This is a genomic window from Pseudomonas sp. KCJK9058 (genome assembly GCF_046230975.1).
In the GTDB taxonomy this organism is placed as follows: domain Bacteria; phylum Pseudomonadota; class Gammaproteobacteria; order Pseudomonadales; family Pseudomonadaceae; genus Aquipseudomonas; species Aquipseudomonas alloputida.
The window spans coordinates 51,519-76,511 of sequence record NZ_JBJJLR010000025.1; the positions used below are offsets into that span (position 1 = coordinate 51,519).

Below are 24,993 nucleotides of genomic sequence, written 5' to 3' on the forward strand. Positions count from 1 at the left end.
TGTGTGGTTTGGCTTGCGCGTCATGCTCCTGCCGGGTTGGCAAGGGCCCTGCGCGCATTGTCAGCAGCCTGGTCGTTTGTGCCCAGGGTGTGCTGCTTGGCCAGTTGTAGTTCCATGTATTCGTAAGCAATCCGTATCGCCTGGTCGGTGTCGAATGCATCACCCGACAGGGCGCCACGCAGCCACAAACCGTCGATCAGGGCTGCCAGGCCGCGGGCTGCCTTGCGCGCATGGTAGAGCGGCAGGGCGCGGCGGAACTGGCAGCACAGGTTGGAATACAAGCGGTGGTCGTTGATCCGCTGCAACCTGTGCAAATCGGGCTGGTGCATGCTGGAAGCCCAGAAGGCCAACCAGGTTTTCATTGCCGGGCCGTTTACCTGGCTGGCATCGAAGTTGCCCTCGATGATCACTTTCAGGTGGGCGCGCGGGCTGTCGTCTTTCAGGGCCTGGCGACGTGCTCTGACGCCTTCGTTGAGCATGCTCATGATGTAACCCATCGTCGCTGCGATCAGGCCGTTCTTGTCCCGAAAGTAGTGACTGATGATGCCGTTCGACACACCGGCCAAACGGGCAATCAGCGCAATGCTGGCGTCCCCCAGTCCGACCTGATCGACCGCCTGCAATGTGGCTTCGATCAACTGCTGGCGCCGGATGGGTTGCATACCGACCTTGGGCATCTTGCTATCTCCTCAGGCCTGCGAGCAGACGACAGGCGGCTGACTCGGCGAAGGCCAGTCTATTTTGTTTTGATTGAACGTTCAATCAATAAAGAATAAGCTCTGCGACAATTTGTGCCATTGACAGTTTTTCAGGCGGTCGAGACGGCACGGATTGACACCCCAGGAAATCGCGTAACCCCCGGAATACAAGGTGTTGACGGGCATGAGCGATGCGAAATGCAGATTCTGCCGTACGGCCATTGGCCCTGCGACAGGCCCTTGGAGCGGGCGGGGTGATCTGTGACGAATGCGCGCACCTCCGTTGAGGCGTGGCAGTTTCAGCAGGCCACCTGTCTGTTTTTGGCAACGTATCGATTCGGGATCACGGTTTCCAGGGTTCTTTTATAACACCTGATGCAGTGGGGATATTCCACCAATTGCTCGGGAAAGACTGATTAGCCTCCACAGCCGCACTGCCCGGAGCATTCGTGCAATGAGTTCTGCCTCACTTACCAAGCCCCCCGCCGAGAGGGTACGGGTCAACCGCGTGGTGTTCTTCACCTCCGCGCTGATGATCCTTGTTCTGACTGCCTTGCTGATCGCTGTACCCGAAACTGCCGGCCAGGTGCTGGGCGTGGCCCAGAAGTGGCTGACGCGCACCTTTGGCTGGTACTACATGCTGGTCATCTGCGGATACCTGCTGTTCGTCGTCTACCTGGCTTTCTCCGACTACGGCAGCCTCAAGCTGGGTGGCAAGGACGACCAGCCTGACTTCAGCTACGGCGCCTGGGCCGGCATGCTGTTCTCGTCCGGTATCGGTATTTCGCTGCTGTACTTCGGCGCCTCCGAGCCCCTGGACCACTACTTCAACCCACCGGAGGGCACTCCTGCCAGCCTCGAGGCCGCGCGCCAGGGCCTGCAGCTGACCTTCCTGCACTGGGGCCTGCACGGCTGGGCGATCTATGCCCTGGTCGGCCTGGCCGTGGGTTACTTTGCCTACCGTCACAACCAGCCGCTGGCACTGCGTTCGGCGCTGTACCCGCTGGTGGGCGAGCGTTGGGTCAAGGGCGCTGCCGGCAACGCCGTCGACATCTTCGGCATGTTCGTCACCCTGCTGGGCCTGGTGACCAACTTGGGCATCGGCTCGATGCAGGTGTCGTCCGGCCTGGAATACCTGTTCGGCATGGACCACAGCAAGACCAACCTGCTGGTGGTGATCCTGGTCATGGCTGGCGTGGCTACCGTGGCAGCGGTATCGGGTGTTGAAAACGGTATTCGCCGCCTGTCCAACCTGAACATCATGCTGTTCAGTGGCCTGTTGATCTTCGTGCTGCTGGGCGGCGAGACCCTGCACCTGCTCAACGGCTTCGTGCAGAACGTTGGCGACTACCTCAACGGCATCGTGCTGAAAACCTTCGACCTCTATGTGTATGAAGGCGAAGCCGGCAAGTCGGAGCGCTGGCTGGGCCTGTGGACCGTGTTCTACTGGGCCTGGTGGATCTCCTGGGGCCCGTTCGTCGGCATGTTCATTGCGCGTATTTCCAAGGGGCGCACCGTGCGCCAACTGGTGATGGGTGTGCTGCTGATCCCGCTGGGCTTCACCCTGGCCTGGCTGTCGATCTTCGGCAATACCGCACTGGACCTGGTGATCAACCAGGGCGCCGTGGAGCTGGGCAAGACTGCGCTGGAACAGCCATCGATGTCGATCTACCAGCTGCTGGAATACTTCCCGGCAGCCAAGATCGTCATTGGTGTGGCAGTGTTCGTCGGTTTCGTGCTGTTCCTCACACCGGCCGACTCCGGCGCGGTGATGATGGCCAACCTGTCGTGCACAGGCGGCAAGGTCGACGAAGATGCCCCGCACTGGATGGTGGTGTTCTGGTCCGTGGTGATCACCCTGGTCACCATCGGCCTGCTGTTTGCCGGTAACTTCGAAGCCATGCAGACCATGGTCGTGCTGGCGGGCCTGCCATTCTCGGTGGTGCTGGTGCTGTTCATGTTCGGCCTGTACAAGGCCATGAAGCAGGACGTGGTGATCGAGCAGGAGCGCGCCGAACTGGCCGCCCGTGGCCGTCGCGGCTTTAGCGAGCGCCTGACTCAGCTGGAACTGCAGCCGACCCAGGCCGTGGTGCAGCGCTTCATGGACAAGCAGGTCAGCCCGGCGTTGAAAGAAGCCGCTGCACAGCTGCAGACGCAGGGCTTCGAGGTGGAAACCCGCGTTGGCCAGTCGCGCAACCTGATGGGCTTGCGGGTGATGATGGAAGAAGGCAACCCTTTCGTCTACGAAGTGAGCCTTGACGGCTATATGGCCGCGTCGAGCGAGCCGCCGGTCGAGGGTGAGCCTGAACTGCGCCAGCGCTTCTACCGCGCCGAGGTCTACCTGCATGACGGCAGTCAGGAGTACGACCTGATGGGCTTTGCCCCAGACCAGATCGTGCGTGATGTGCTCGATCAGTTCGAGAGCCATCGCCAGGTGCTTGGCCGCGTCTATAGCTGACTTCCCGGCAGGCCGCCGCACTGCCAGGTGTCGCGGCTTGCCAGCAGCAATATGTAGCACCTCATTCGATAACATCTCCAGGACGCTTTGTGGTTCATTCCACAACGAGTCCTGGTCATGCCCGCCACTCACGCGCACAACCTCAATCACGCAGTCGCCGCCCAGTTCGCCAGCCGTCCTACATTCCGCCAGGTCGCAGGTGAACAGATCATGAAGGTGATCCTGGAGCACTATCCTCTGGTTGGCATGCATCGCCCTGAAATGACCTCGGCTGTACCGTTGTACCTGATGTCCCTGCAACCGGATGGTGTCTGGCACCCTCAGCCGCTGGTGGATGTTGTGCTGCAGGCCCTGCTTGCGGCTAAACCACTGGACCTCACCCCAGCGGGTGACTACCGCCTTAGCCTGAACCCGCCTCGGCGCTTTTTCGCCATCGAGTCGAGCTTCGAAACGGCTGAGGGCGATTTGATCGAGCCCGCGCGCCTGACCGATGGCCTCAACGCGTTGCTGCCAATGCTGCTTTGGCACTTCCAGCAAGCGCAGATCGACTATTGGAACGGCGACGCCACGATCGACCGGGACCTGTGGTTGCAGCAGTTGTTGCGCGCCAACCTGCTCGATGGCCTGAAAGACGAAGCGCTGGACGACGAACAACGCAAGCTGCTACGTGACCTGATGATGGGCAACCGTACCGGGCTCGATGTGCAGCTGGTGCGGGTTGCATTACGTGAGGGCGAAGACACTTTCCATGAGCTGTTGCCCGGCTTGCTGATTACCGCCTCCAGTGAGGTTCGCGAACTGACACTCTGGTGTTCTCCCGAAGGCCTGGTCCGCAGTTTTGACGCCCAGGCTGCGTTCGGCTCGGCGTTGCAAATGCAGATGGCGGGACGTTACCGGTTTGATGAGTTGAGCTGGCAAGGCCTGACGGTGGAGGGCGACGCTTTCGCCCTGTACAGCGCCTTGTTGCTGGAAATCTTGCTCGAGCGCGTGGCCCGCCTGCGCTGGAGTGCGATCGACAGCGTCGACCAACTGGAGCATTACTGCCATGTGGCCTGCGACCCCGCGTCCTTTTTTGCCGAGTTCAGTGACTATGGCTCCGGTGGGCTGGGCTTGGCGCTTCCCAAGGGCCTGTCGCGAGCCGATACGGATAGCCAGACCGCCTACCTACAAGCCATGCTCGACTTGTCGCTACTGCAACAGCGCACCCCAGCCCAGGGCATTCAGGACGGTCTGCCGGACTTGCACACCTATGCGGCGACGCGCCTGCGCGAGGAGATGCTGCATGACCACCCGGTGGACGCCAATTACTTTCCTGATGACCTTATCCTCACTGTCGAGCGCTTTGTCAGTGACGGTCACGGGCTGGGCTTCGGCCAGAAGACCGGCGACAAGAAGCTGACTTTGACGCAGTTGGCGATCGGCCGCCTGGATGCCACCGCAGGAGGGGTGGTGACACACATCGCGCACCGTGAAAACCAGCTGATCATGAAGTGGATGACCATTGATTACGTCCGTGAGCTGGTACAGCGAGTCGACATCGGCGGCAGTTATCCACGTCATGTACAGTCGATGATCGATCGCTCGGCGAGCCGGGCCGAACACATCTCGGCATTTGCCATACGCTGGCGTATCACCCTGATGTTCGATGCTGCGCGGGCGCGTGCCGTCAAACGGCTCGACAAGTTCGCCTACGGCGCCCTGGCAGAATTCTGCCGTAGCGGCCAAGAAGGTGCAGCCGCTGTGCGGATTGCACCGCTTGCGTTCAAACGCTCGCCGACATCAGAGAGGGTCGACGTGGCGCATGGTTTCTACGTGATCGAAATCATCGAGTTGGGTGTTCATCTGTTGTACTGCCCGCTGTACACCGAAAAGGCGCTGATTCAGTTCGGCAGCGCTCAGGCACTGTTGGATGCGATCAGCCGCCCGGGGGCGTTGCAGGACAGCGTGCTGCTGTGGATCGAGCAAGCTCAGCGCGCGGTCTACGACAATGGCGGCTTCCGGGAGCCGCACCTGCCCCAATGGCTGCTCGACCCTTACACCCTCCCGGAGAAACCGCAGCCTGTTCAGTTGGCGCTGCAATTCTGGGCGCAGGATGTGGATCGGCAAATGTTCGAAGCCAAGGGCCGGATGTTGCTGGAGCTGGCGGATCGCAGCGCCATGAGCAACAGCGAGGTGCGCTGGCGGCTGGTCACGGCATTTTCCTGGGAACTGCTGAATGTCGTGTTTCCGGTGTTACCGGGGCCGCTCACCTCGGTTGCCTGGCTCTACATCGGCATGCGCAGCTTGATCAACGATGTGCATGGCCTGGCCAGTTCGCATTTCGACGAGCGCATCCAGGCGATGGTCGATGTGCTGAACAACACCCTGCTGGCGCTGATACACCTGCAGACGCCGAAACTGGCAGCGCCGCCCGTCTCTGGCGACCTGCCGCCATCGCTGCTCCAGGGGCCTGCTGCAGGCAATGGGATCGAGTTGGCGAACCTTTCCACCGCGACGCGGGAGCCCAGCGTCTCGGTCGACAGCCTGCAGGCGATGGCCAACACCCACCTCGACTTTTCCTGGCGTGGGGCTGGGGGGCTCAACGGCCTGTCGAGTGCCCAGCGCGGCCAAATGCGGGCGTTGGCGGCCAGCGTTTCGCTGGAGGGGCGTGAACCGCAGACGCAGGGCGTGGCTGCGGGGCTGGTGCGGATTGGGGATGATTTCTACGTGTCTTTGGACGGTAATGTCTACCGAGTCAGCCTTGATAACGCAGCGTTTCGCATCATCGGTCCGGACGGCACGGTTGGGCCCTACCTGATGCGCGACGGCGATGTCTGGCGCCTCAATAATTCGCGCTTGCACGGTGGCAATGATCGCTCCGGCGAGTTGGCCCGCGAGCGACTGCGCAAGAAGCTTAGCGGACCGATCGCCAAGGCTCAGGCCGAGATAGAGCGGCTTATCTTGACCGCGGAGGCTGCCACGGAGGATTTCAACGCGTTGAGCGAGCAGATTGTCGGTTTGCGTGATCCGGTAAGGAAAGTCGAGGAACGGTTGCAAAAGGCGCCACCCACCGACCCAGACGAACGTGCGCAATTCGAGCAGGCTACCGCGTTGTTCAAGCTCAAGTTCCAGCAGTTGCAAGAGCAGACGAATACGCTGCGCAACCAGCGCCTGCCCTTGAACGAGAGATTGTTCCTTGGTTATCTCGAGGCCGAACGCAACATTACCTACGTGCTTGACAAGTCGAGCGCCTCGACGCACGTCGGCAGCGTGAGAGATCAACGGATACTCTTGGGCCAGGTCCGCAAGAACCTGATCAGCTTTGGCATGTTCTTCATTGATGAGCTCCTGGCCTTGGGTGGGTTCAGGGAATACGACCAACTCACCAATGCGCTCAATGACGCACCGCCAGAGAAACAGGCCGAGTTGTATGCCAGGTTCCGGACGATGTTGGAGAAGTTGCTTGAAGAGCAGCCCAGGATCATCAATGTCTCCAGCCAGCTGGATCGCCTGTTGGCCATCACCGATATCGACATGCAAGTGCCTTACATCAATTCCACTCTGACCGTCTCGAGCATTATCGCGAGCCGTAAGACGACCACGATCAACATCCGGTTTTTCCAGGCCATGGGCCTGGTCGAGCTGGCCCTGCAGTGGCACAAAGGCACGCCTACCCAGCACTACATGATCTTCCGCCATGCGCTCGCCAGTCAGCGTCTGCGGGTGGCCGCACAAACGCATCATCTGCTGATGTTCTGTGACTTGCCTGTCGCCGAACGAATCGAGGTGCTGCAAAGTGCGTGGGACGAATACCTCGCGGCGATTCTCAACGCCGAACGGATCAAGACACTCGGCAGCAAGCTCATCGATGTCCAGCGCCTTGAGGCCTACAAGCAACAGATGGTGGAACTGAAAACCATAGCCGGTGAGGCGTTGGTCGAGGCCATGCGCGAGCAGGCGGACGGGCAGGTCCGTGGCACACGTCGTGCGGTTTATTCACGAAAGAGCCTGCAGGTGGCCCATACGCGGGCTGGTCAGATAGTCATTGGCAGCGAATCGGTGGTCGAGGGGCAGGCTGTGCTGCAAGTTGTAGCGGCTTTCAACAAGAGCGCGTTGCATCGCTTCCAGAAACAGGGAAACACCTGGGTTGAAGAGGTAGCCTCGGGCGAACCGGAACAGCCATCGCGGACTTCTACGCCGGAGTCCGAAAGGAACAACCGGGAGCTGGCCGAGGCCATGCTGGCACAGAACGAAAATGTCATCGCTCAAGCCAGAGCCCTGGTTGCCAAGGATGCTGACGACATGGGCCTGATGTCGATGCTGGACGGCCAGATCAACGAAGTGGCCGAGCTGCGTGAACAGCTCAGCGATGCCGACGCCGAGCACGCGCTGCTGGCGGGCATGGACGATGCGTTGATTCAGTTGCGTCAGGCCCGCCGCGACTGTTTGGTAGCGCTTTACAGCAAGACGCGCTATCCAGGTTCCAGAGGGCTCAATTTTCTCCATCAACAGGGGCTGCTCGCCGTGGAATATGTCGGGCCTCGGCAGGTGGTCTCCGATGGCTATCTGGACGAGTACCGGATCAGCCTGTTGCGTGCTCCCGGTGAGGGGCGAGGTAAACCCTTATGGGCCGCACATTTCCATTTTGCCGACTCGCAGGCGGCGCCGACGGCGTTTGGCAAAGGCCATCTCAAGCTGTGGAGCCAGCGCAAGATGGGGTATCGCGAGCAAATGAAGGCGGCGAGCGAGGGGCAGGTACTGAGCATTTATCGGGGTAACCTGACCTACGCACAGGCCAAGGATGTCATTCCGTTCAACCTCTGAACCTTCGCCCGGGTGGCCCAGCGCCGCGATCAGCGAATGTTAGCGGTTGCTGTAACGGCCATGCTTGCCGTGTGCAGGCATGGCCTGGTTGCCACGTGTGGCGATCATCTGTGGCAGCGTGACCAGTTCGATCCCCAATTGCTTGAGCCGTGGAATTTGACTTTCCAGTACCGCTAGCGTCTGCGGGTAGGGGTGGCCGATCAATACGGCCGAGCCTTGCTTGCGGGCCAGTACAATACCCTGTTGCAGCTGAGCGTCGATGGCTTCCGGCGTGCGCACGTCATCCAGAAATACATCCCGTGACACATGCGCGACATCGTGTGCTTGAGCCTCGGCTGCGGCGACCGTGGCGGCACTGGTGCGGCTGTCGACAAAGAACAGATGGCGCCGCTGCAGCTCACCCATCAACCACGCCATGGGTTCACGCTGTGCGGTCATGCGGCTGCCCATGTGGTTGTTGATGCCGGCGGCGTAGGGCACCTTGACCAATGCTGCGTCCAGGCGCCGCGCCAGCTCTTCGATGGCGATGCCCGGGTGCCAGGCATAGGGCCCGGTGGCCGGGTCCATGGGCATGTGCAAGATCACCGTCTTGCCGGCCTTGTGCGCCTGGCGGGCAAAGTCGGTGGCATGCGGGGTGTCGGGCATGATCGCCATGGTCACCGGCCCGGGCAGGGCCAGGGTACGGCTGTCACGCTCGGGGCTCTGGCCCAGGTCGTCGATGATGATGCTCATGTAGGCCTTGTTGGCCGGCGCCGCTTGCGCGATTCCGGCCATCAGGCAAAACAACAGACACAGCAGATAACGCATAGGGTGGATCAGTCGCCCTTGGTGATGTTCAGGCCCTTGAGCAGGCTCAGTGCCTGGCTCAGCTGGAAGTCGTCATCCTGCGGGCGCTCCTTGCGCTTGCTGCTGCCGGTCGGGCGGTCGGCGCCGCCGTTGCCGTTGCCCAGGTGGCCCTGCAGGTCGGCTTCCTTGAAGTTTTCGGTGTCGGCTTCGGCGGTGAGCTTGGCCGGGCGCACCTCGATGTCCGGGACAATGCCCTGAGCCTGGATCGAGCGGCCGTTGGGGGTGTAGTACAGCGCAGTGGTGAGCTTCAGGGCGCGGTCGTTGGCCAGTGGCAGCACGGTCTGCACCGAGCCTTTGCCGAAACTGTCGGTGCCCATCAGCACGGCGCGCTTCTGGTCCTGCAGGGCGCCGGCGACAATTTCCGATGCCGATGCACTGCCACCGTTGATCAGTACCACCAGCGGCACGCCTGCGCTGGCATCGGCCGGGTCGGCCGAGAAACGCAGCTCGGAGTTGGCGATGCGGCCCTTGGTGTAGACGATCAGACCTTTGGTCAGGAAGTGGTCGGCCACTTCCACTGCCGACTGCAACACGCCGCCTGGGTTGTTGCGCAGGTCCAGCACCACCCCGCGCAGCTTCTTGCCGTTGTCCTTGCGCAGCTTGGCCAGGGCCTTGCCCACTTCGTCACCGGTCTTGACCTGGAACTGGGTGATACGGATGTAGCCGTAATCGTTCTCCAGCAGCTGGCTCTTCACGCTCTTGACCTGAATGACTGCACGGGTCAGGTTCACGTCGAACGGGTTGCCGCCGTCGCGTACCAAGGTTAGGGTGATTTTCTCGCCGACCTTGCCGCGCATCTTGTCGACCGCTTCGGTCATGGTCTGGCCGCGGGTCGGGGCGCCGTTGATCTTGACGATCAAGTCACCAGCCTGCACGCCGGCCCGCGAGGCTGGGGTGTCGTCGATTGGCGAAACCACCTTGATGAAGCCGTCTTCCTGGCCTACTTCAATACCCAGCCCGCCGAACTCGCCGCTGGTGCTTTCCTGCAGCTCCTGGAAGTCCTCGGGGCCAAGGTAGGCCGAATGCGGGTCAAGGTTGCTGAGCATGCCCTTGATGGCGTTTTCCAGCAGGGTCTTGTCGTCTACCGGTTCGACGTAGGCGGCCTTGATGCGGTCCAGGACCTCGGCGAAGGTGCGCAGTTCTTCCAGCGGCAGTGGCGCCTTGGCGGTCACCTCGGTGGCTGGCACTGCGGCGGCCTTGGCCGGCTCTGCGGCGGTGGCCAGGGGCGCGCCGACCGCCAGGGCGATGGACAGGGCCAGCTGGGTGAGACGAGGCGAGTGCAGCATGTCGAACGAACTCCTGATCCTGTAAGCGCTCCCTGGGGAGCATCGGCGCAGCACTCAAGCTGCGCCGTAGAAATTTGACTAGCCACGGCACCACTGCGAAGGGTCGGCAGGCCGGCCTTGCTGGCGGATAGCGAAATACAAGCCTGCCGCGTCCTGGCCACCGCTGTCGCCAACGGTGGAAATGGCTTCACCGGCCTTGACGATATCACCGGCATTCTTGAGCAGGCTCTGGTTGTGGCCGTACAGGCTCAGGTAACCGTTGCCATGGTCGAGAATGACCAGAAGCCCGGCGCCGCGCAACCAGTCCGCGAATACCACACGCCCGCCGTGCACGGCACGTACCTGGGTGCCTGGGTTGGCGCTGATCATAACCCCGTCCCACTTGGCACGAGCGTCGCTACCGCGGGCATCACCGAAGCGTGCCAGCAATCGACCATTGACTGGCCATGGAAGTTTGCCCCGCGCAGCAGAAAATGCGCCGCCGTAGTTCGCGCCATCGCTGGAAACCATCGGCCCGAGGGTGGTGCGGGCCTTTTTCGGCGGTTCCACTGGCTCTGCGGGCTCACGGGCCCGGTCGCGGGCAGCGGCGGCGGCCAGCGCTTCCTGCTGGCGGCGTTTTTCTGCTTCCTGCTGTGCCAGCAGGGCCTTCTTGCGTGCCTCTTCAGCTTCACGCGCCTGGCGGGCGAGGGTTTCCTCGATGGTCTTCAGGACTTTGGCCAGGTCGGCCTGGTCCTGTTCGCGCGCTTGCAGCTTCTGATCGCGGTCTTTTACATCGCTGTTGAGCTTTGCCAGTACCTGCTGGCGCTTGGCGCGCTCGGTTTCCAGGGCCTGGCGGCGGCTATCGAGGTCGGTGCGCTGGGCCAGCAGTTGTTGTTGCTGGCTGGAAATTTCCTGTTCGACGTTGGCCAGTTGGCGCAAGGTCTCGTTGAAGGTGCGCAATTGCTCCAGGCGCGCCTTGCTCAGGTAGTCGTAATAGGTGAGGGTGCGGGCGAATTTCTCGGGGTTCTGCTGGTTGAGCAGCAGCTTGAGGTATTCCTCGCGACCGTTGTTCTGGTAAGCCGAACGGGCCTGAATGGCGATCAGTCGTTGTTGTTCAACGCGGGCGCTCTGGAGTTTTTTTTTCTCGGTATCAAGGCGCTCCAGCTCGCCTTCAGTCTTTTTTAGTTCTTGCTGCAGGGCCTCCACCTGCTTTTCGAGGTTGCCGATGTCGGTTTCGGTGGCTTTGAGGTCTTTTTGCACACCTGCCTTTTCTTCCTGGAGCTTGCTCAGCGTTTTCTTGAGCTCGGCAATGTCCTGGCGGGTGGCATCCAGTTGCTGCTGGGTCTGCGCACGCTCATCGGCGAAGGCCGGGCTGAGCAGGCAAGACAGGGCTAGGAGGATCAGGGCGCGAAGCATGGGGTTTGGCGTACCAAGGATGGAGACTGGTCTAGTATGCCCGCCTGGGCAGGCAAAAAAAACGCCTCGCTGCGGATGCAGGGGGGCGTTTGTCTGGAATTCATGTGCAATTGGGGCTGCAACGCAGCCCCTTTCGACATTCAGGCGTCGACCAGAATCGAGGTACCGGTCATTTCCACCGGCTTTTCCAGCCCAAGCAGCTTCAGCATGGTCGGCGCCACGTCTGCCAGCACGCCGCCTTCACGCACTTTCACGTTGCGCTTGCCCACATAGATGAACGGTACCGGCTCGGTCGTGTGCGCGGTGTGCGCCTGGCCGGTGCACTCGTCTTCCATCTGCTCGACGTTGCCGTGGTCAGCGGTGATCAGGGCCTCGCCGCCGACCTTGTCCAGTGCATCGACAATGCGCCCTACACAGGTATCCAGTGCTTCGACGGCCTTGACCGCCGCCTCGAACACGCCGGTGTGGCCGACCATGTCGCCGTTGGCGTAGTTGACCACGATGACGTCGAAGCGCTGCTGTTCGATGGCTTCGACGATGCGATCGGTCACCTCTGGTGCGCTCATTTCCGGTTGCAGGTCATAGGTGGCGACCTTCGGCGACGGGATCAGGATGCGTTCTTCGCCTTCGAACGGCTCTTCACGGCCACCCGAGAAGAAGAAGGTGACGTGGGCGTATTTCTCGGTTTCGGCGATGCGCAGCTGGGTCTTGCCGTTTTTCGCCAGGTATTCGCCCAGCACGTTGTTCAGGCTGGACGGGGCAAAGGCTGCCGGTGCCGGGATCTTCGCCGAATACTGGGTCAGGCCGATGTACGCCGCCATCTTCGGCAGGCGCGCACGGGCGAATTCCGTAAAGTCTGGCTCTACGAATGCACGCGACAGTTCGCGAGCGCGGTCGGCGCGGAAGTTCATGAAAATCACGGCATCGCCATCTTCGACCTTGACGGCTTCGCCAATGCGCGTGGCCTTGACGAACTCGTCGCTTTCGTCGCGGGCGTAAGCCGCTTCAAGGCCTGCCAGGGCCGTGTCAGCGGTGTACTCGGCAGTGCTGTCGACGATGAGGTTGTAGGCGGCGCTGACGCGGTCCCAGCGATTGTCGCGGTCCATGGCGTAGTAGCGGCCGATCAGGCTGGCAATGCGGCCCTTGCCCAGTTTGGCGAAGGTGGCGTCGAGCAGTTCGATGGACGACTGCGCGCTGCGTGGCGGGGTGTCGCGGCCATCGAGGAAGGCGTGCAGGTAGATCTTTTCGGCGCCACGCTGGGCGGCCAGTTCGGCCATGGCCACCAAGTGGTCCTGGTGGCTGTGTACACCACCATCGGACAGCAGGCCCAGGATGTGCACGGCCTTGCCAGCACCGACTGCCTTGTCCACAGCACCGGTCAGTACCGGGTTTTCGAAGAACTCGCCGTCGCGGATGGCCTTGGTCACCCGCGTGAAGTCCTGATACACGACGCGACCTGCGCCGAGGTTCATATGACCGACTTCGGAGTTGCCCATCTGCCCGTCCGGCAGGCCGACATCCATGCCCGAGCCGGAAATGAGGCCATGCGGCTGGGTGGCGCACAGGCGGTCATAGACCGGTTTATTGGCGGCAAAGATGGCGTTGTGTTCGGGGATATCGCTATGGCCGAAGCCATCCAGGATAATCAGGACCAAGGGTTTGGGCGTGCTCGTCATCAATCAAACTCACGGTTGTTCAAAGATGATAAAGACACGCATTTTAGGGCAAATACGCCACCTGCGGCGAATATTCGTCCCATTCCACCGACCGGCGCACCTGTGGTGGCAACATGAAGGTGGTTTTGTGGCCGGCCCGTCGGGCTTTGGTGGCACCAAGGGGCTGTGTATACTGGCCGGCATTTTCAATCGCCTGGAACACCGCTGATGGTTGCTCACCTGATTCAATTCGCGACAGATCACTACATCCTGGTTGCGATCTTCCTCATTCTGCTGGTCCTGCTGCTCATCAATGAAATCCGTCGTGGTGGCCAAAGCCTGACTAACGGCCAACTGACAGCCCTGGTCAATGCCGAGAAGGCCCTGGTGATCGACATTCGCCCGGCCAAGGAATACTCCGCCGGTCATATCGTCGGTGCGGTGAACATCCCGCAGGACAAGCTGGCCAACCGCATGACCGAGCTGGACAAGCATAAAGAAAAGACCTTGATCGTCGTCGACGCGATGGGCCAGCAGTCCGGCACCATTTGCCGCGAGCTGCTCAAAGCTGGTTACAACGCCGCCAAACTGAGCGGTGGCGTTTCCAGCTGGAAAGCCGATAACCTGCCCCTGGTGAAGTGATATGAAGCCTGTCATCGTCTATTCCAGCGACTACTGCCCCTACTGCATGCGTGCCAAGTACCTGCTCGAGAGCAAGGGCGTGGCCTTCGAGGAAATCAAGGTCGACGGCAAACCGCAGGTTCGCGCCGAGATGAGTCAGAAAGCCGGCCGTACGTCGGTGCCGCAGATCTGGATCGGCAGTACCCATGTCGGTGGATGCGATGACCTCTATGCCCTGGAGCGCGCGGGCAAGCTCGACGCGTTGCTGGCGGCCTGATTTGCACTGCATTCAAAAACATTAGGATAAGGATCTGACATGACTGACCAACAGACCAACGGCGCTGCTGCAGAAGACAACAGCCCTCAGTTCTCCCTGCAGCGCATCTATGTGCGCGACCTGTCGTTCGAGGCCCCGAAAAGCCCGCAGATCTTCCGTCAGACCTGGGAACCGAGCGTTGCCCTGGACCTGAACACCAAGCAGAAATCCCTGGAAGGTGACTTCCACGAGGTCGTGCTGACCCTGTCGGTTACCGTCAAGAACGGTGATGAAGTGGCCTTCATTGCTGAAGTGCAGCAGGCCGGTATCTTCCTGATCGCCAACCTCGATGCGCCTTCGATGAGCCACACCCTGGGTGCGTTCTGCCCGAACATCCTGTTCCCTTATGCCCGTGAGGCCCTGGACAGCCTGGTGACCCGCGGTTCGTTCCCGGCGCTGATGCTGTCGCCGGTCAACTTCGACGCCCTGTACGCGCAAGAAATGCAGCGTATGCAGGAAGCGGGTGAAGCGCCGACTGTGCAGTAATAACTGCCGGTATCAAGAAAGCGCCTCTCGGGGCGCTTTTTTGTTGCCTGTGCGGGCCTCTTCGCGGGTAAACCCGCTCCTACGCAGGCCGAGAGAACGGCGCAATCCCCTGTAGGAGCGGGTTTACCCGCGAAGAGGCCCGCACAGGCAACACATCAGCTCCCGGCAAACCCGTTCTGCCGCCACGCCTCATACACCGTCACCGCCACCGTATTGGACAGGTTCAGGCTACGGCACCCCGGCCGCATCGGCAGGCGCAGGCGATGCTCGGCCGGCAGGCTGTCCAGCACCTCGGCCGGCAACCCGCGGCTCTCTGGCCCGAACAGGAAGGCGTCGCCCGGCTGGAAGGCCACTTCGTGGAACGGGTGCGAGCCCTTGGTGGTAAAGGCGAACAACCGTGGGTTGCCAAGGCTTTCCAGGCATCCGGCCAGGCTCTCGTGGCGCTTGAGCGTGGCATACTCGTGGTAGTCCAGCCCTGCGCGGCGCAGGCGCTTGTCATCCAGTTCGAAGCTGATGGGTTCGATCAGGTGCAGGGCACAGCCGCTGTTGGCGCATAGACGAATGATGTTGCCGGTATTCGGCGGAATTTCTGGTTGAAAAAGGATGACGTGAAACATGCACGGCTCCAAACGTGAAGATGACGGGCATTCTACCCCTGAACCGGACGTGGGTTCGAAGGCCTTCCCACGGGTGATGCTGTCATTGGCGATCGTTGGCTTGATGGTAGGGCTGATGATCGGTCGCCTGACTACGCCGGACGAGCGTGAGCTGCAGCAGGTGCAAGCGACGCAGGATGGCCTGGAGCTGTGGTTCAACGAAGAGCCCAAGCTGCATGGCGAGAACGTGGAAGGGACGGTGGCGTTGCTGTTTCAGGCCCAGGGCAAGGCTCAGCAAGGGCAGCTCAGCCTGCAGGGCAAGCCGGTGAGCTGGCGGGTACAGCACAGCAAGGAAGGTTTGTTGTTGACGGTGGTGGCCGCGCGCCCCCTGCACGGCGAATGGGCCGGTGCAGAGGACGCTGGGCGCTGGCGGGTGCAAGTGAAACTGCACGAATAAAAGAGGGGATATCCCGGCCTGCCTGTACCAGGGTCCCCAAAAGGGGGGCTGCGTATAAAGGGGGGATGTCCCGGCCTGCCTGTACCGAGGTCCCCAAAAGCGGCGGTGCTGCAAATAAAAGAGGGGTTCACCCGGCCTGCCTGTACCAGGGCCCCCGAAACTGGAGATGTATTGCTTATTGCAGGGGGCGTGCCAGTTTTGCAAAAGCCGTGAATACTGGGCTTAGCGGGTGATTTGGCCGGATTTTGAGGGGATTTGTGCCTTCGAGAGGTGCAGCCGGCACAGGAACGGTGCATTCAGAAGGCTGAAATGACTGGGGCCGCTTTGCGCCCCATCGCGACACAAGGCCGCTCCCACAGGGTCGGGGTAGGAGCGGGTTTACCCGCGAATGCGGTGGTGGCGGCAACGCTGAACGGCAGGTGGAGATTGGCCAGCAGGCCCGGCCTCTTCGCGGGTGAACCCGCTCCTACGACGACCGCGATGTGTGTCCATCGCATCAGCCTTGGGGGCAGAGGTGATCCTGTGGGCGCGGCCTTGTGTCGCGATGGGCTGCAAAGCAGCCCCAGCAATCTAAAAAGCTAATTCAGAGCTCAGTGGTCATCACCTTCCTCATCATCCCCCCCGGCCACATTCATTCCCAGCTCCTTGATCTTGCGCGTCAGGGTATTGCGCCCCCAACCCAGCAACAGCGCGGCATCGCGACGGCGGCCGGCGGTGTGCTTGAGTGCTGTTTCGATCATGATCCGTTCAAAGCTCGGCACTGCACTGTCCAGCAGGCTGGTCTGCCCGCGCGCCAATGCCTGGTCGGCCCACTGGCGCAGGGCCTGCTCCCAGTTGGTTACCGGCGCGGCGTCTTGTGGCAGGTTCAGCAGTTCGGGTGGCAGGTCGCCGATCAGCACTTCGCGGCTGGAGGCCATCACGGTGATCCAGCGGCAGGTGTTCTCCATCTGCCGCACATTGCCCGGCCATGGCAGGTTGCGGATGAACTCTTCAGTCTCCGGCTTGAGGATCTTCGGCTCGACTGCCAGCTCCTGGGCCGCCCGGGCAAGGAAGTGGCGGGCGAGGGCGGGGATATCCTCGCGGCGGTCGGCCAAGCGCGGAATATGGATACGGATCACGTTCAGGCGGTGGAACAAGTCCTCACGAAACTTGCCGGCCTGCACCAGTGACTCCAGGTTCTGGTGGGTGGCGGCGATGATGCGCACGTCGACCTTGACCGGCACATGGCCACCCACGCGGTAGAACTCGCCATCGGCCAGCACACGCAGCAGGCGGGTCTGAGTGTCGGCAGGCATGTCCCCGATTTCGTCGAGGAACAGCGTGCCACCATCGGCCTGCTCGAAACGGCCGCGACGCAAGTTGGCAGCACCTGTGAAGGCGCCTTTCTCATGGCCGAACAGCTCCGACTCCATCAAGTCCTTGGGGATGGCGGCCATGTTCAGGGCAATGAACGGCGATGCTGCGCGTGGGCTGTGCCGGTGCAGGGCGTGGGCCACCAGTTCTTTGCCGGTGCCGGACTCGCCATTGATCAGCACGGTGATGTTGGAGTGGCTGAGGCGGCCGATGGCGCGGAACACCTCCTGCATCGCCGGGGCTTCACCAATGATTTCCGGGGTGCGCGCCAGGTTCTGTGGCACATCCAGGCCTTGCTGCTCCTGGGCGTGCTGGTTGGCGCGCTTGACCAGCGACACCGCTTCGTCGACGTCGAATGGCTTGGGCAGGTACTCGAAGGCACCGCCTTGGTACGAGGCCACGGCGCTGTCCAGGTCGGAGTGGGCGGTCATGATGATGACCGGCAGGCGCGGGTGTTGCTCGCGGATCTGCGCCAGCAGGTCGAGGCCGCTGGTGCCAGGCATGCGAATGTCGGAAATGATCACGTCGGGTTGCTGGCGTGCCAGGCGTCCCATGACACCGTCTGCGCTGTCGAAGCTCTGGGTGGTCATGCCTTCCTGTTGCAGGGCTTTTTCCAGGACCCAGCGGATGGAACGATCATCGTCGACGATCCATACGGTTTCACTTCGGCTCATGAGGCGGTGGCTCCTTGTTCCAGAGGCAGGTAAATCGAGAAGGCGGTATGGCCAGCGTGGCTTTCACACTCGATCAGGCCCTGGTGCTGGCTGATGATGTTCTGGGTAATGGCCAGGCCCAGCCCGGTACCGTCCGGGCGGCCACTGACCATGGGATAGAAGAGGGTTTCCTGCAGTTCCGGCGGGATGCCCGGGCCGTTGTCGATGATCTCTACCCGCGCTACCAGGCGGTGACGCACGTGGCCGATGGTGAACTGGCGCAGCGCGCGGCTGCGCAAGGTGATGCGACCCAGGCGCAGTTCATTCTGCGAGCTGATCGCCTGCATGGCGTTGCGCACGATGTTGAGTACGGCCTGAATCATCTGTTCTCGGTCGATCAGCACGTCCGGCAGGCTTGGGTCGTAATCGCGCACCAAAGTGATGCACCCCTGGCTTTCGGCATCGACCAGGCTGCACACACGCTCCAGCACTTCGTGAATATTGGTCATGGCCAGCGACGGCAGCTTGTTCGAGCCGAGCATGCGGTCGACCAGGTTACGCAAGCGGTCGGCCTCTTCGATGATCACATTGGTGTAGTCGCGCAGCCCTTCCTCGGGCAGTTCGCGGGCCAGTAGCTGGGCTGCTCCGCGGATGCCGCCAAGGGGGTTCTTGATTTCGTGGGCCAGGCCGCGCACCAGCATCTTGGTGGTTTCCTGCTTGCTCAGTTGGGCCTCTTCCTTGGTGATGCGCAGCAGACGGTCCCGCGGATGCACCTCGAGCAACAGCAGGGTCTGGCCTTGATGCAGTATCGGCGTTACCGCGTAGTCGACGGTGATGGTCTGCCCGGTCAGCGATGTAAGCTGCGCTTCACGCTTGGTGAACGGGTGCGCCTGCTCGACCGCCTGGCGCAGCGAACTGAGCGCCTCGGTCGATTCGGTGAACAGCTCGCTGATGAACTGCCCATGGCTGCGCTGGCCGCTGACGGCCAGTAGCATTTCTGCGGCCGGGTTCATGTACTCCAGGCGCAGCTCGGCGTTGAGCAGCAACGTGGCGGTGGTCAGGTTGTCCAGAAGCAGACGGTGCTGTGCATCGCTGATGGTCATAAGGCGTCGTTGACCTCGTTTGGCGCTTGCCTGGCACTTGGGGCCAGAACCGGGCGTGCTGTGGATCCGCTGATGCGAGACTCTCTTCCTGCAAAAAATGCAAGAAACAAACCAAGGCTCCGAAAAGAAGCGGAAATAGCTGAGAAAGGCCTGGATTTGCGCTCAATCGGATCAAAATTTGCTGAGCGGGCGCTCCGCGCGACCTATTTTGGGGTGTATGGCGGAGCGTTCGGCGCTCTTATGCACCAATATAGAGCATTGGCGTGCCTAGTGTTTCGGGCACAGCTGTGCGGTTGCGCGGACCAGGGCAAGGTGGCGTATCGGGTCATTGGTGCGGGCGCGCAGGACGTTGGCGAGTTTACGCGCGCAGTCCTTTGGAGGGTGCCGGTCGAAGCGCCCCAACTCGAATAGAAGCGTTGTCTGAAGCTTGTCCAGACGAGGTCGCAGTTGGTCGACCAAATCAAGGACGGCTGCTGATGGCCTCTGCTCTAGCGTGACCCAGCGATCGAGCAAGGTGTATTGCATCAGCTTGTTGGCCTCGATCTGGTCGCTGAAGAAAGCTGCGGCGCGTTCAGGGCTGAGGTCATGGTCGGCAGCCTGCTGGCGCACCAGGGCAAGGACTTCGCGCTCGCGCTCGGGCGCTGCTACGGCAAGGTTGTGTTCCCACTTGTGCAGTGCAACCGAGCTGGCCAGGTCCAGTCGGTACTCGATGTTGGATAGGAGTGGGTTGAATTCAGGCTGGGAGGCTTCAGGAGCGATACAGCCGATCAAGGCAAACGGCAAGCAAAGTGACGTGATGGCCAGGCGCATGGTGTTCTCCATACAGAGGGAGAATGGATTGTGCGCAGTTGACCAACTGCTGCTTGTAGGGGCGTTCTGATTCGCATGTATGAAAACAAAAACGGCCTCCCGAGGGAGGCCGTTGTGATCATGTCATCGGCGCGAGGCGCCAATCAGATCAGCAGCTGTAGTACAGCTCGTATTCCAGCGGGTGTACGAAGGTACGGACCTTGATTTCTTCTTCGCTCTTCAGTTCGATGAAGGCGTCGATGAAGTCATCGGAGAACACGCCGCCCTTGGTCAGGAACGCACGGCCTTTATCCAGCTCTTCCAGAGCTTCTTTCAGGCTGCCGCACACTTGCGGGATGTTCTTGGCTTCTTCTGGCGGCAGGTCGTACAGGTTCTTGTCGGCCGCGTCGCCTGGGTGGATCTTGTTCTGGATGCCGTCCAGGCCAGCCATCAGCAGGGCCGCGAACGCCAGGTACGGGTTGGCCGATGGGTCCGGGAAGCGTGCTTCGATACGGCGGGCTTTCGGGCTGCCAACGTAAGGAATACGGATCGAGGCGGAACGGTTGCGAGCCGAGTAGGCCAGCATTACCGGGGCTTCGAAGCCTGGGACCAGACGCTTGTACGAGTTGGTCGACGGGTTGGTGAAGCCGTTCAGGGCCTTACCGTGCTTGATGATACCGCCGATGAAGTACAGGGCGGTGTCGGACAGGCCGGCATAGCCTTCACCCGAGAAGGTGTTCTTGCCGTCTTTCCAGATCGACATGTGCACGTGCATGCCCGAGCCGTTGTCGCCGTACAGTGGCTTCGGCATGAAGGTGGCGGTACGGCCGTAAGCGTCGGCAACGTTGTGCACGACGTATTTCAGCGCTTGTACTTCGTCAGCCTTCTTCACCAGGGTGTTGAACTTGACGCCGATTTCGTTCTGGCCGGCAGTCGCCACTTCGTGGTGGTGAACTTCAACGGTCTGGCCCATTTCTTCCAGAGCGTTGCACATGGCAGTACGGATTTCGTGGTCGTGGTCGAACGGCGGAACCGGGAAGTAGCCGCCTTTCACGCCTGGGCGGTGGCCTTTGTTGCCGCCTTCCACGTCAGCGCCGGTCATCCACGAGCCCTGCTCGGAGAAGATCTTGAACATCGAACCGGAGATGTCCGAGTGGAACTTCACTTCGTCGAAGATGAAGAACTCAGGCTCTGGGCCGGCGAATACGGTGTCACCGATGCCGGTGCTCTTCAGGTACTCTTCAGCGCGCTTGGCGATGGCGCGTGGGTCGCGATCGTAGCCCTGCATGCTCGACGGGTCGACGATGTCGCAGGTGATGATCAGGGTTGGTTCTTCGGTGAACGGGTCCAGAACGGCGGTTTCGTCGACCGGCATCAGGATCATGTCGGAAGCTTCGATGCCTTTCCAGCCAGCGATGGAGGAACCGTCGAACATCTTGCCGACTTCGAAGAAGTCTTCGTCCAGCGCATCACGCGACGGCATGGTCACGTGGTGCTGAATGCCTTTGGTGTCCGTGAAACGCAGATCAATCCACTTGACGTCATGATCTTTGATGAGTTGAACCGACTTCGACATGTTGTCCTCCGGATGGTCTAGAGCGCGGTGGGCCGCTGCCCTGGAAAAAGGGTGTTGCCGGGCGCGGATAGTCGGCCAAGCTTACCTGCCTCACAAGGGAGCAAATTGCATGCCAGTGCCCGAAAATGGCGAGGGTGGGATAAAAGGGGGCGTTTGCGGGCATTTGGCGTTGGGTTGGCGGGTAAAAGTGCACCCTTACGATGCGTTTTTTGATCGTCTCGCACCAATTGGGTGCGTGGTGTGAGTGGTGTGCTAGCTTCTAGGGCCTCTTCGCGGGTAAACCCGCTCCTACGGGCGGGTTTACCCGCGAAAGGGCCGGAACAGGCACTGCAAAACCTGGCCTCTGCATTTATCTCAAAGCTTCTGATCAAAAGTTGGTCAAATCCTGAGCAATTTCCGATATAATTCGCGCCCCTCATTTTCGGCAGGCCCTGCGCGCGCTGTTAACCAATGAAACTTATCGTCAAAGTCTTCCCAGAAATCACCATCAAAAGCCGGCCGGTGCGCAAGCGCTTCATCCGCCAGCTTGGCAAGAACATCCGCAACGTGCTCAAGGATCTCGACCCTGAGCTCGCGGTCGATGGTGTCTGGGACAATCTCGAGGTGGTCACCCGCGTCGAAGACGAAAAAGTCCAGCGCGAGATGATCGAACGCCTCACCTGCACCCCGGGTATCACCCACTTCCTGCAGGTAGAGGAATACCCGCTGGGTGACTTCGACGACATCGTCGCCAAGTGCAAGCACCACTTCGGCCACCTGCTGGCCGGCAAGCATTTCGCCGTGCGCTGCAAGCGCGGTGGCCACCATGACTTCACCTCGATGGACGTCGACCGTTACGTCGGCAGCCAGCTGCGCCAGCAGTGTGGCGCCGCCGGGATCGAGCTGAAAAAGCCTGAAGTGCTGGTGCGCATCGAAATCCGCGACCAGCGCCTGTACGTGATCCACAACCAGCACAACGGCATCGGCGGTTATCCGCTGGGTGCCCTGGAGCAGACCCTGGTGCTGATGTCCGGTGGTTTCGACTCCACCGTTGCGGCCTACCAGATGATGCGCCGCGGCCTGATGACCCACTTCTGCTTCTTCAACCTCGGCGGCCGTGCCCACGAGCTGGGCGTAATGGAAGTGGCCCATTACCTGTGGAAAAAATACGGCAGCAGCCAGCGCGTACTGTTCATCAGCGTGCCGTTCGAAGAAGTGGTTGGCGAGATCCTCAACAAGGTCGACAACAGCTACATGGGCGTGACCCTCAAGCGCATGATGCTGCGCGGCGCCGCCCATATGGCCGACCGCTTGCAGATCGACGCGCTGGTGACCGGCGAAGCGATTTCCCAGGTGTCCAGCCAGACCCTGCCGAACCTGTCGATCATCGACTCGGCCACCGACAAGCTGGTGCTGCGCCCGCTGCTGGCCAGCCACAAGCAGGACATCATCGACCAGGCCACCGAAATCGGCACCGCGGACTTTGCCAAGCACATGCCGGAATACTGCGGCGTGATCTCGGTAAACCCGACCACCCATGCCAAGCGTCACCGCATGGAGCACGAAGAAAAGCAGTTCGACATGGCCGTGCTGGAGCGCGCGCTCGAGCGCGCCAAGTTCATTTCCATCGACCATGTGATCGATGAGCTGGGCAAGGACATCGAAATCGAGGAAGTGGCCGAGGCGCTGCCAGGCCAGATCGTCATCGACATTCGCCACCCCGATGCCCAGGAAGACGAACCTCTGGTGCTGGAAGGTATCGAAGTCCAGGCCATGCCGTTCTACGCCATCAACAGCAAGTTCAAGCACCTGGACCCCACGCGCCAGTACTTGCTGTATTGCGACAAGGGTGTGATGAGCCGTTTGCACGCACACCACCTGCTCAGTGAGGGACATGCCAATGTGCGTGTTTATCGTCCGACATAAGACGCCGGGGCTGTATGGCGGCAGTATCCGCCATCGCCCTCCCGACCGCCGGGCCCGCTGAGCCTCAAACAGTACATATTGGCCGCCTACAATGGGCGGCAACCGAATCCTCTGATCGAGATACACTTGTGATCGAAAATCTGCGTAACATCGCCATCATCGCCCACGTTGACCATGGTAAAACCACTCTGGTCGACAAACTCCTGCGTCAGTCCGGCACTCTGGAGCGTAACGAGCTCAATGACGAGCGCGTCATGGACTCCAACGACCAGGAAAAAGAGCGCGGTATTACCATTCTGGCGAAAAACACCGCCATCAACTGGAACGGCTACCACATCAACATCGTCGACACCCCCGGCCACGCCGACTTCGGTGGCGAGGTTGAGCGTGTAATGTCGATGGTCGACTCTGTGCTGCTGCTGGTCGACGCCCAGGACGGCCCGATGCCGCAAACCCGCTTCGTGACCAAGAAGGCTTTCGAAGCCGGCCTGAAGCCAATCGTCGTGATCAACAAGGTTGACCGTCCGGGCGCACGTCCTGACTGGGTTCTGGACCAGATCTTCGACCTGTTCGACAACCTCGGTGCCACCGACGAACAGCTGGACTTCAAAGTGGTCTACGCCTCGGCCCTGAACGGCATTGCCGGCCTGGACCACACTGCCATGGCCGAAGACATGACCCCCCTGTACCAGTCGATCATCGACAACGTACCTGCACCGTCTGTTGACCGCGACGGCCCGTTCCAGATGCAGATCTCCGCACTGGACTACAACAGCTTCCTCGGCGTTATCGGTGTTGGCCGCATCGCCCGTGGCCGCGTCAAGCCGAACACCCCGGTTGTCGCCATCGACACCAACGGCAAGAAGCGTAACGGCCGTATCCTGAAGCTGATGGGTCACCACGGTCTGCACCGCGTTGACGTCGAAGAAGCCCAGGCTGGCGATATCGTCTGCATCAGCGGTTTCGATGAGCTGTTCATCTCCGACACCCTGTGCGCCCCGGATGCGGTAGAAGCGATGAAGCCGCTGACCGTTGACGAGCCGACCGTTTCGATGACCTTCCAGGTCAACGACTCGCCGTTCTGCGGTAAAGAAGGCAAGTTCGTCACCAGCCGTAACATCAAGGACCGTCTGGACAAGGAGCTGCTGTACAACGTTGCCCTGCGCGTTCAGGAGACCGACTCCCCAGACAAGTTCAAGGTTTCGGGCCGTGGTGAGCTGCACCTGTCGGTGCTGATCGAAACCATGCGTCGTGAAGGCTTCGAAATGGCCGTGGGCCGTCCTGAAGTGATCATCCGCGAAGTCGACGGCGTGAAGCAGGAGCCGTTCGAGAACGTCACCATCGACATCCCTGAAGAATCCCAGGGCAAGGTCATGGAAGAGATGGGTCTGCGTAAAGGCGACCTGACCAACATGGTTCCGGATGGCAAGGGCCGTGTTCGTCTGGAGTACAACATTCCAGCCCGTGGTCTGATCGGTTTCCGTAACCAGTTCCTGACCCTGACCAACGGTGCAGGCATCCTGACCTCGATCTTCGATCGCTACGACACCATGAAGTCGGGCCAGATGTCCGGCCGCCTCAACGGCGTACTGGTTTCGGTCGAGACCGGCAAGGCACTGACCTACTCGCTGGAAACCCTGCAGGCTCGCGGCAAGCTGTTCGTTGAACACGGCCAGGAGATCTACAACGGTCAGATCATCGGCCTGAACAGCCGTGACAATGACCTGGGCGTGAACCCGACCAAAGGCAAGAAGCTCGACAACATGCGTGCTTCGGGCAAAGACGAAGTCATCGCCCTGGTACCGCCAGTTCGCCACACCCTCGAGCAGGCCCTGGAATTCATCCAGGACGACGAGCTGTGCGAAGTGACGCCTAAGTCGATTCGTCTGCGCAAGAAGATCCTGGACGAAGGCGAGCGTACCCGCGCAGCCAAGAAAGCCAAGAACTGAGTTAGCTCAGGCTGAATGAAAACGCCCCCGGTCGAAAGGCCGGGGGCG

18 protein-coding genes and 1 pseudogene are annotated in these 24,993 nt (G+C 61.0%); 9 read left to right on the forward strand and 10 right to left on the reverse strand.

Annotated features, from left to right (window positions below; translation table 11 throughout):
- Positions 1–20: 20 nt before the first annotated feature.
- A complete protein-coding gene (betI, locus tag ACK59Z_RS14995) occupies positions 21–677 on the reverse strand; it encodes a transcriptional regulator BetI (protein WP_014859113.1) in 657 nt (218 codons plus the stop codon).
- A gap of 532 nt (positions 678–1,209) precedes the next feature.
- Between betI and ACK59Z_RS15000 the strand changes: the two are divergent.
- The 3 genes and pseudogenes from ACK59Z_RS15000 (at position 1,210) to ACK59Z_RS15010 (ending at position 7,959) form a co-directional block, all read left to right on the forward strand.
- Positions 1,210–2,744, forward strand: a pseudogene (locus ACK59Z_RS15000) (BCCT family transporter).
- The gene (locus tag ACK59Z_RS15005) at positions 2,692–3,156 is read left to right on the forward strand and encodes a hypothetical protein (protein WP_177331254.1); all 465 of its coding nucleotides are present in this window, start codon (positions 2,692–2,694) and stop codon (positions 3,154–3,156) included. The pseudogene ACK59Z_RS15000 and the gene ACK59Z_RS15005 overlap by 53 nt, the downstream one beginning before the upstream one ends.
- 117 nt (positions 3,157–3,273) lie before the next feature.
- The gene (locus ACK59Z_RS15010; RefSeq protein ID WP_409293347.1) at positions 3,274–7,959 is read left to right on the forward strand and encodes a dermonecrotic toxin domain-containing protein; all 4,686 of its coding nucleotides are present in this window, start codon (positions 3,274–3,276) and stop codon (positions 7,957–7,959) included.
- A gap of 39 nt (positions 7,960–7,998) precedes the next feature.
- Here ACK59Z_RS15010 and ACK59Z_RS15015 read toward each other — a convergent pair whose 3' ends face one another.
- The 4 genes from ACK59Z_RS15015 to gpmI all read right to left on the reverse strand — a co-directional run bounded on the left by ACK59Z_RS15015 (position 7,999) and on the right by gpmI (position 13,162).
- The gene (locus ACK59Z_RS15015; protein WP_108190473.1) at positions 7,999–8,766 is read right to left on the reverse strand and encodes a divergent polysaccharide deacetylase family protein; all 768 of its coding nucleotides are present in this window, start codon (positions 8,764–8,766) and stop codon (positions 7,999–8,001) included.
- A gap of 8 nt (positions 8,767–8,774) precedes the next feature.
- Positions 8,775–10,091 (reverse strand): S41 family peptidase, encoded by a 1,317-nt coding sequence (locus tag ACK59Z_RS15020; RefSeq protein ID WP_004576741.1) that lies wholly within the window; start codon positions 10,089–10,091, stop codon positions 8,775–8,777.
- Between the two features lie 78 nt (positions 10,092–10,169).
- Complete coding sequence (locus ACK59Z_RS15025) at positions 10,170–11,486, reverse strand: murein hydrolase activator EnvC (protein ID WP_012053937.1); 1,317 nt, start codon at positions 11,484–11,486, stop codon at positions 10,170–10,172.
- A 140-nt stretch (positions 11,487–11,626) separates the two neighbouring features.
- Positions 11,627–13,162: a 2,3-bisphosphoglycerate-independent phosphoglycerate mutase gene (gpmI, locus tag ACK59Z_RS15030; RefSeq protein ID WP_060538655.1), complete on the reverse strand. Its 1,536-nt coding sequence runs from the start codon at positions 13,160–13,162 to the stop codon at positions 11,627–11,629.
- A 207-nt stretch (positions 13,163–13,369) separates the two neighbouring features.
- On the opposite strand from gpmI, the gene ACK59Z_RS15035 reads away from it, so the two are divergent.
- Genes ACK59Z_RS15035 through secB form a run of 3 tightly spaced genes read left to right on the forward strand, consistent with a single transcriptional unit; the run spans position 13,370 to position 14,564 of the window.
- A complete protein-coding gene (locus ACK59Z_RS15035) occupies positions 13,370–13,783 on the forward strand; it encodes a rhodanese-like domain-containing protein (protein WP_054888594.1) in 414 nt (137 codons plus the stop codon).
- Between the two features lies 1 nt (position 13,784).
- Positions 13,785–14,039, forward strand: a complete 255-nt coding sequence (gene grxC / locus ACK59Z_RS15040) for a glutaredoxin 3 (protein WP_003249204.1) — start codon at positions 13,785–13,787, stop codon at positions 14,037–14,039.
- Between the two features lie 39 nt (positions 14,040–14,078).
- Positions 14,079–14,564, forward strand: a complete 486-nt coding sequence (gene secB / locus ACK59Z_RS15045; protein ID WP_003249206.1) for a protein-export chaperone SecB — start codon at positions 14,079–14,081, stop codon at positions 14,562–14,564.
- Positions 14,565–14,719: 155 nt separating this feature from the next.
- Here the strand turns inward: secB and trmL are convergent, their stop codons facing one another.
- Positions 14,720–15,181: a tRNA (uridine(34)/cytosine(34)/5-carboxymethylaminomethyluridine(34)-2'-O)-methyltransferase TrmL gene (trmL, locus tag ACK59Z_RS15050; protein WP_003249209.1), complete on the reverse strand. Its 462-nt coding sequence runs from the start codon at positions 15,179–15,181 to the stop codon at positions 14,720–14,722.
- On the opposite strand from trmL, the gene ACK59Z_RS15055 reads away from it, so the two are divergent.
- Positions 15,180–15,617, forward strand: a complete 438-nt coding sequence (locus tag ACK59Z_RS15055) for a hypothetical protein (RefSeq protein ID WP_409293350.1) — start codon at positions 15,180–15,182, stop codon at positions 15,615–15,617. The genes trmL and ACK59Z_RS15055 overlap by 2 nt on opposite strands.
- Before the next feature lie 590 nt (positions 15,618–16,207).
- Here the strand turns inward: ACK59Z_RS15055 and ntrC are convergent.
- The 4 genes from ntrC to glnA form a co-directional block, all read right to left on the reverse strand.
- Positions 16,208–17,644, reverse strand: a complete 1,437-nt coding sequence (ntrC, locus tag ACK59Z_RS15060; RefSeq protein WP_003249213.1) for a nitrogen regulation protein NR(I) — start codon at positions 17,642–17,644, stop codon at positions 16,208–16,210.
- On the reverse strand, positions 17,641–18,726 hold the full coding sequence (glnL, locus tag ACK59Z_RS15065; RefSeq protein ID WP_010955600.1) for a nitrogen regulation protein NR(II): 1,086 nt from the start codon (positions 18,724–18,726) through the stop codon (positions 17,641–17,643). The genes ntrC and glnL overlap by 4 nt, the downstream gene beginning before the upstream one ends.
- Before the next feature lie 267 nt (positions 18,727–18,993).
- Positions 18,994–19,536, reverse strand: a complete 543-nt coding sequence (gene aroQ / locus ACK59Z_RS15070; RefSeq protein ID WP_108190471.1) for a gamma subclass chorismate mutase AroQ — start codon at positions 19,534–19,536, stop codon at positions 18,994–18,996.
- A gap of 148 nt (positions 19,537–19,684) precedes the next feature.
- Positions 19,685–21,091: a type I glutamate--ammonia ligase gene (gene glnA, locus ACK59Z_RS15075; protein ID WP_003249219.1), complete on the reverse strand. Its 1,407-nt coding sequence runs from the start codon at positions 21,089–21,091 to the stop codon at positions 19,685–19,687.
- Positions 21,092–21,541: 450 nt separating this feature from the next.
- On the opposite strand from glnA, the gene thiI reads away from it, so the two are divergent.
- A complete protein-coding gene (gene thiI, locus ACK59Z_RS15080; protein ID WP_003249221.1) occupies positions 21,542–22,996 on the forward strand; it encodes a tRNA uracil 4-sulfurtransferase ThiI in 1,455 nt (484 codons plus the stop codon).
- A gap of 128 nt (positions 22,997–23,124) precedes the next feature.
- Positions 23,125–24,945 (forward strand): translational GTPase TypA, encoded by a 1,821-nt coding sequence (gene typA / locus ACK59Z_RS15085; RefSeq protein WP_003249222.1) that lies wholly within the window; start codon positions 23,125–23,127, stop codon positions 24,943–24,945.
- Positions 24,946–24,993: the final 48 nt, after the last annotated feature.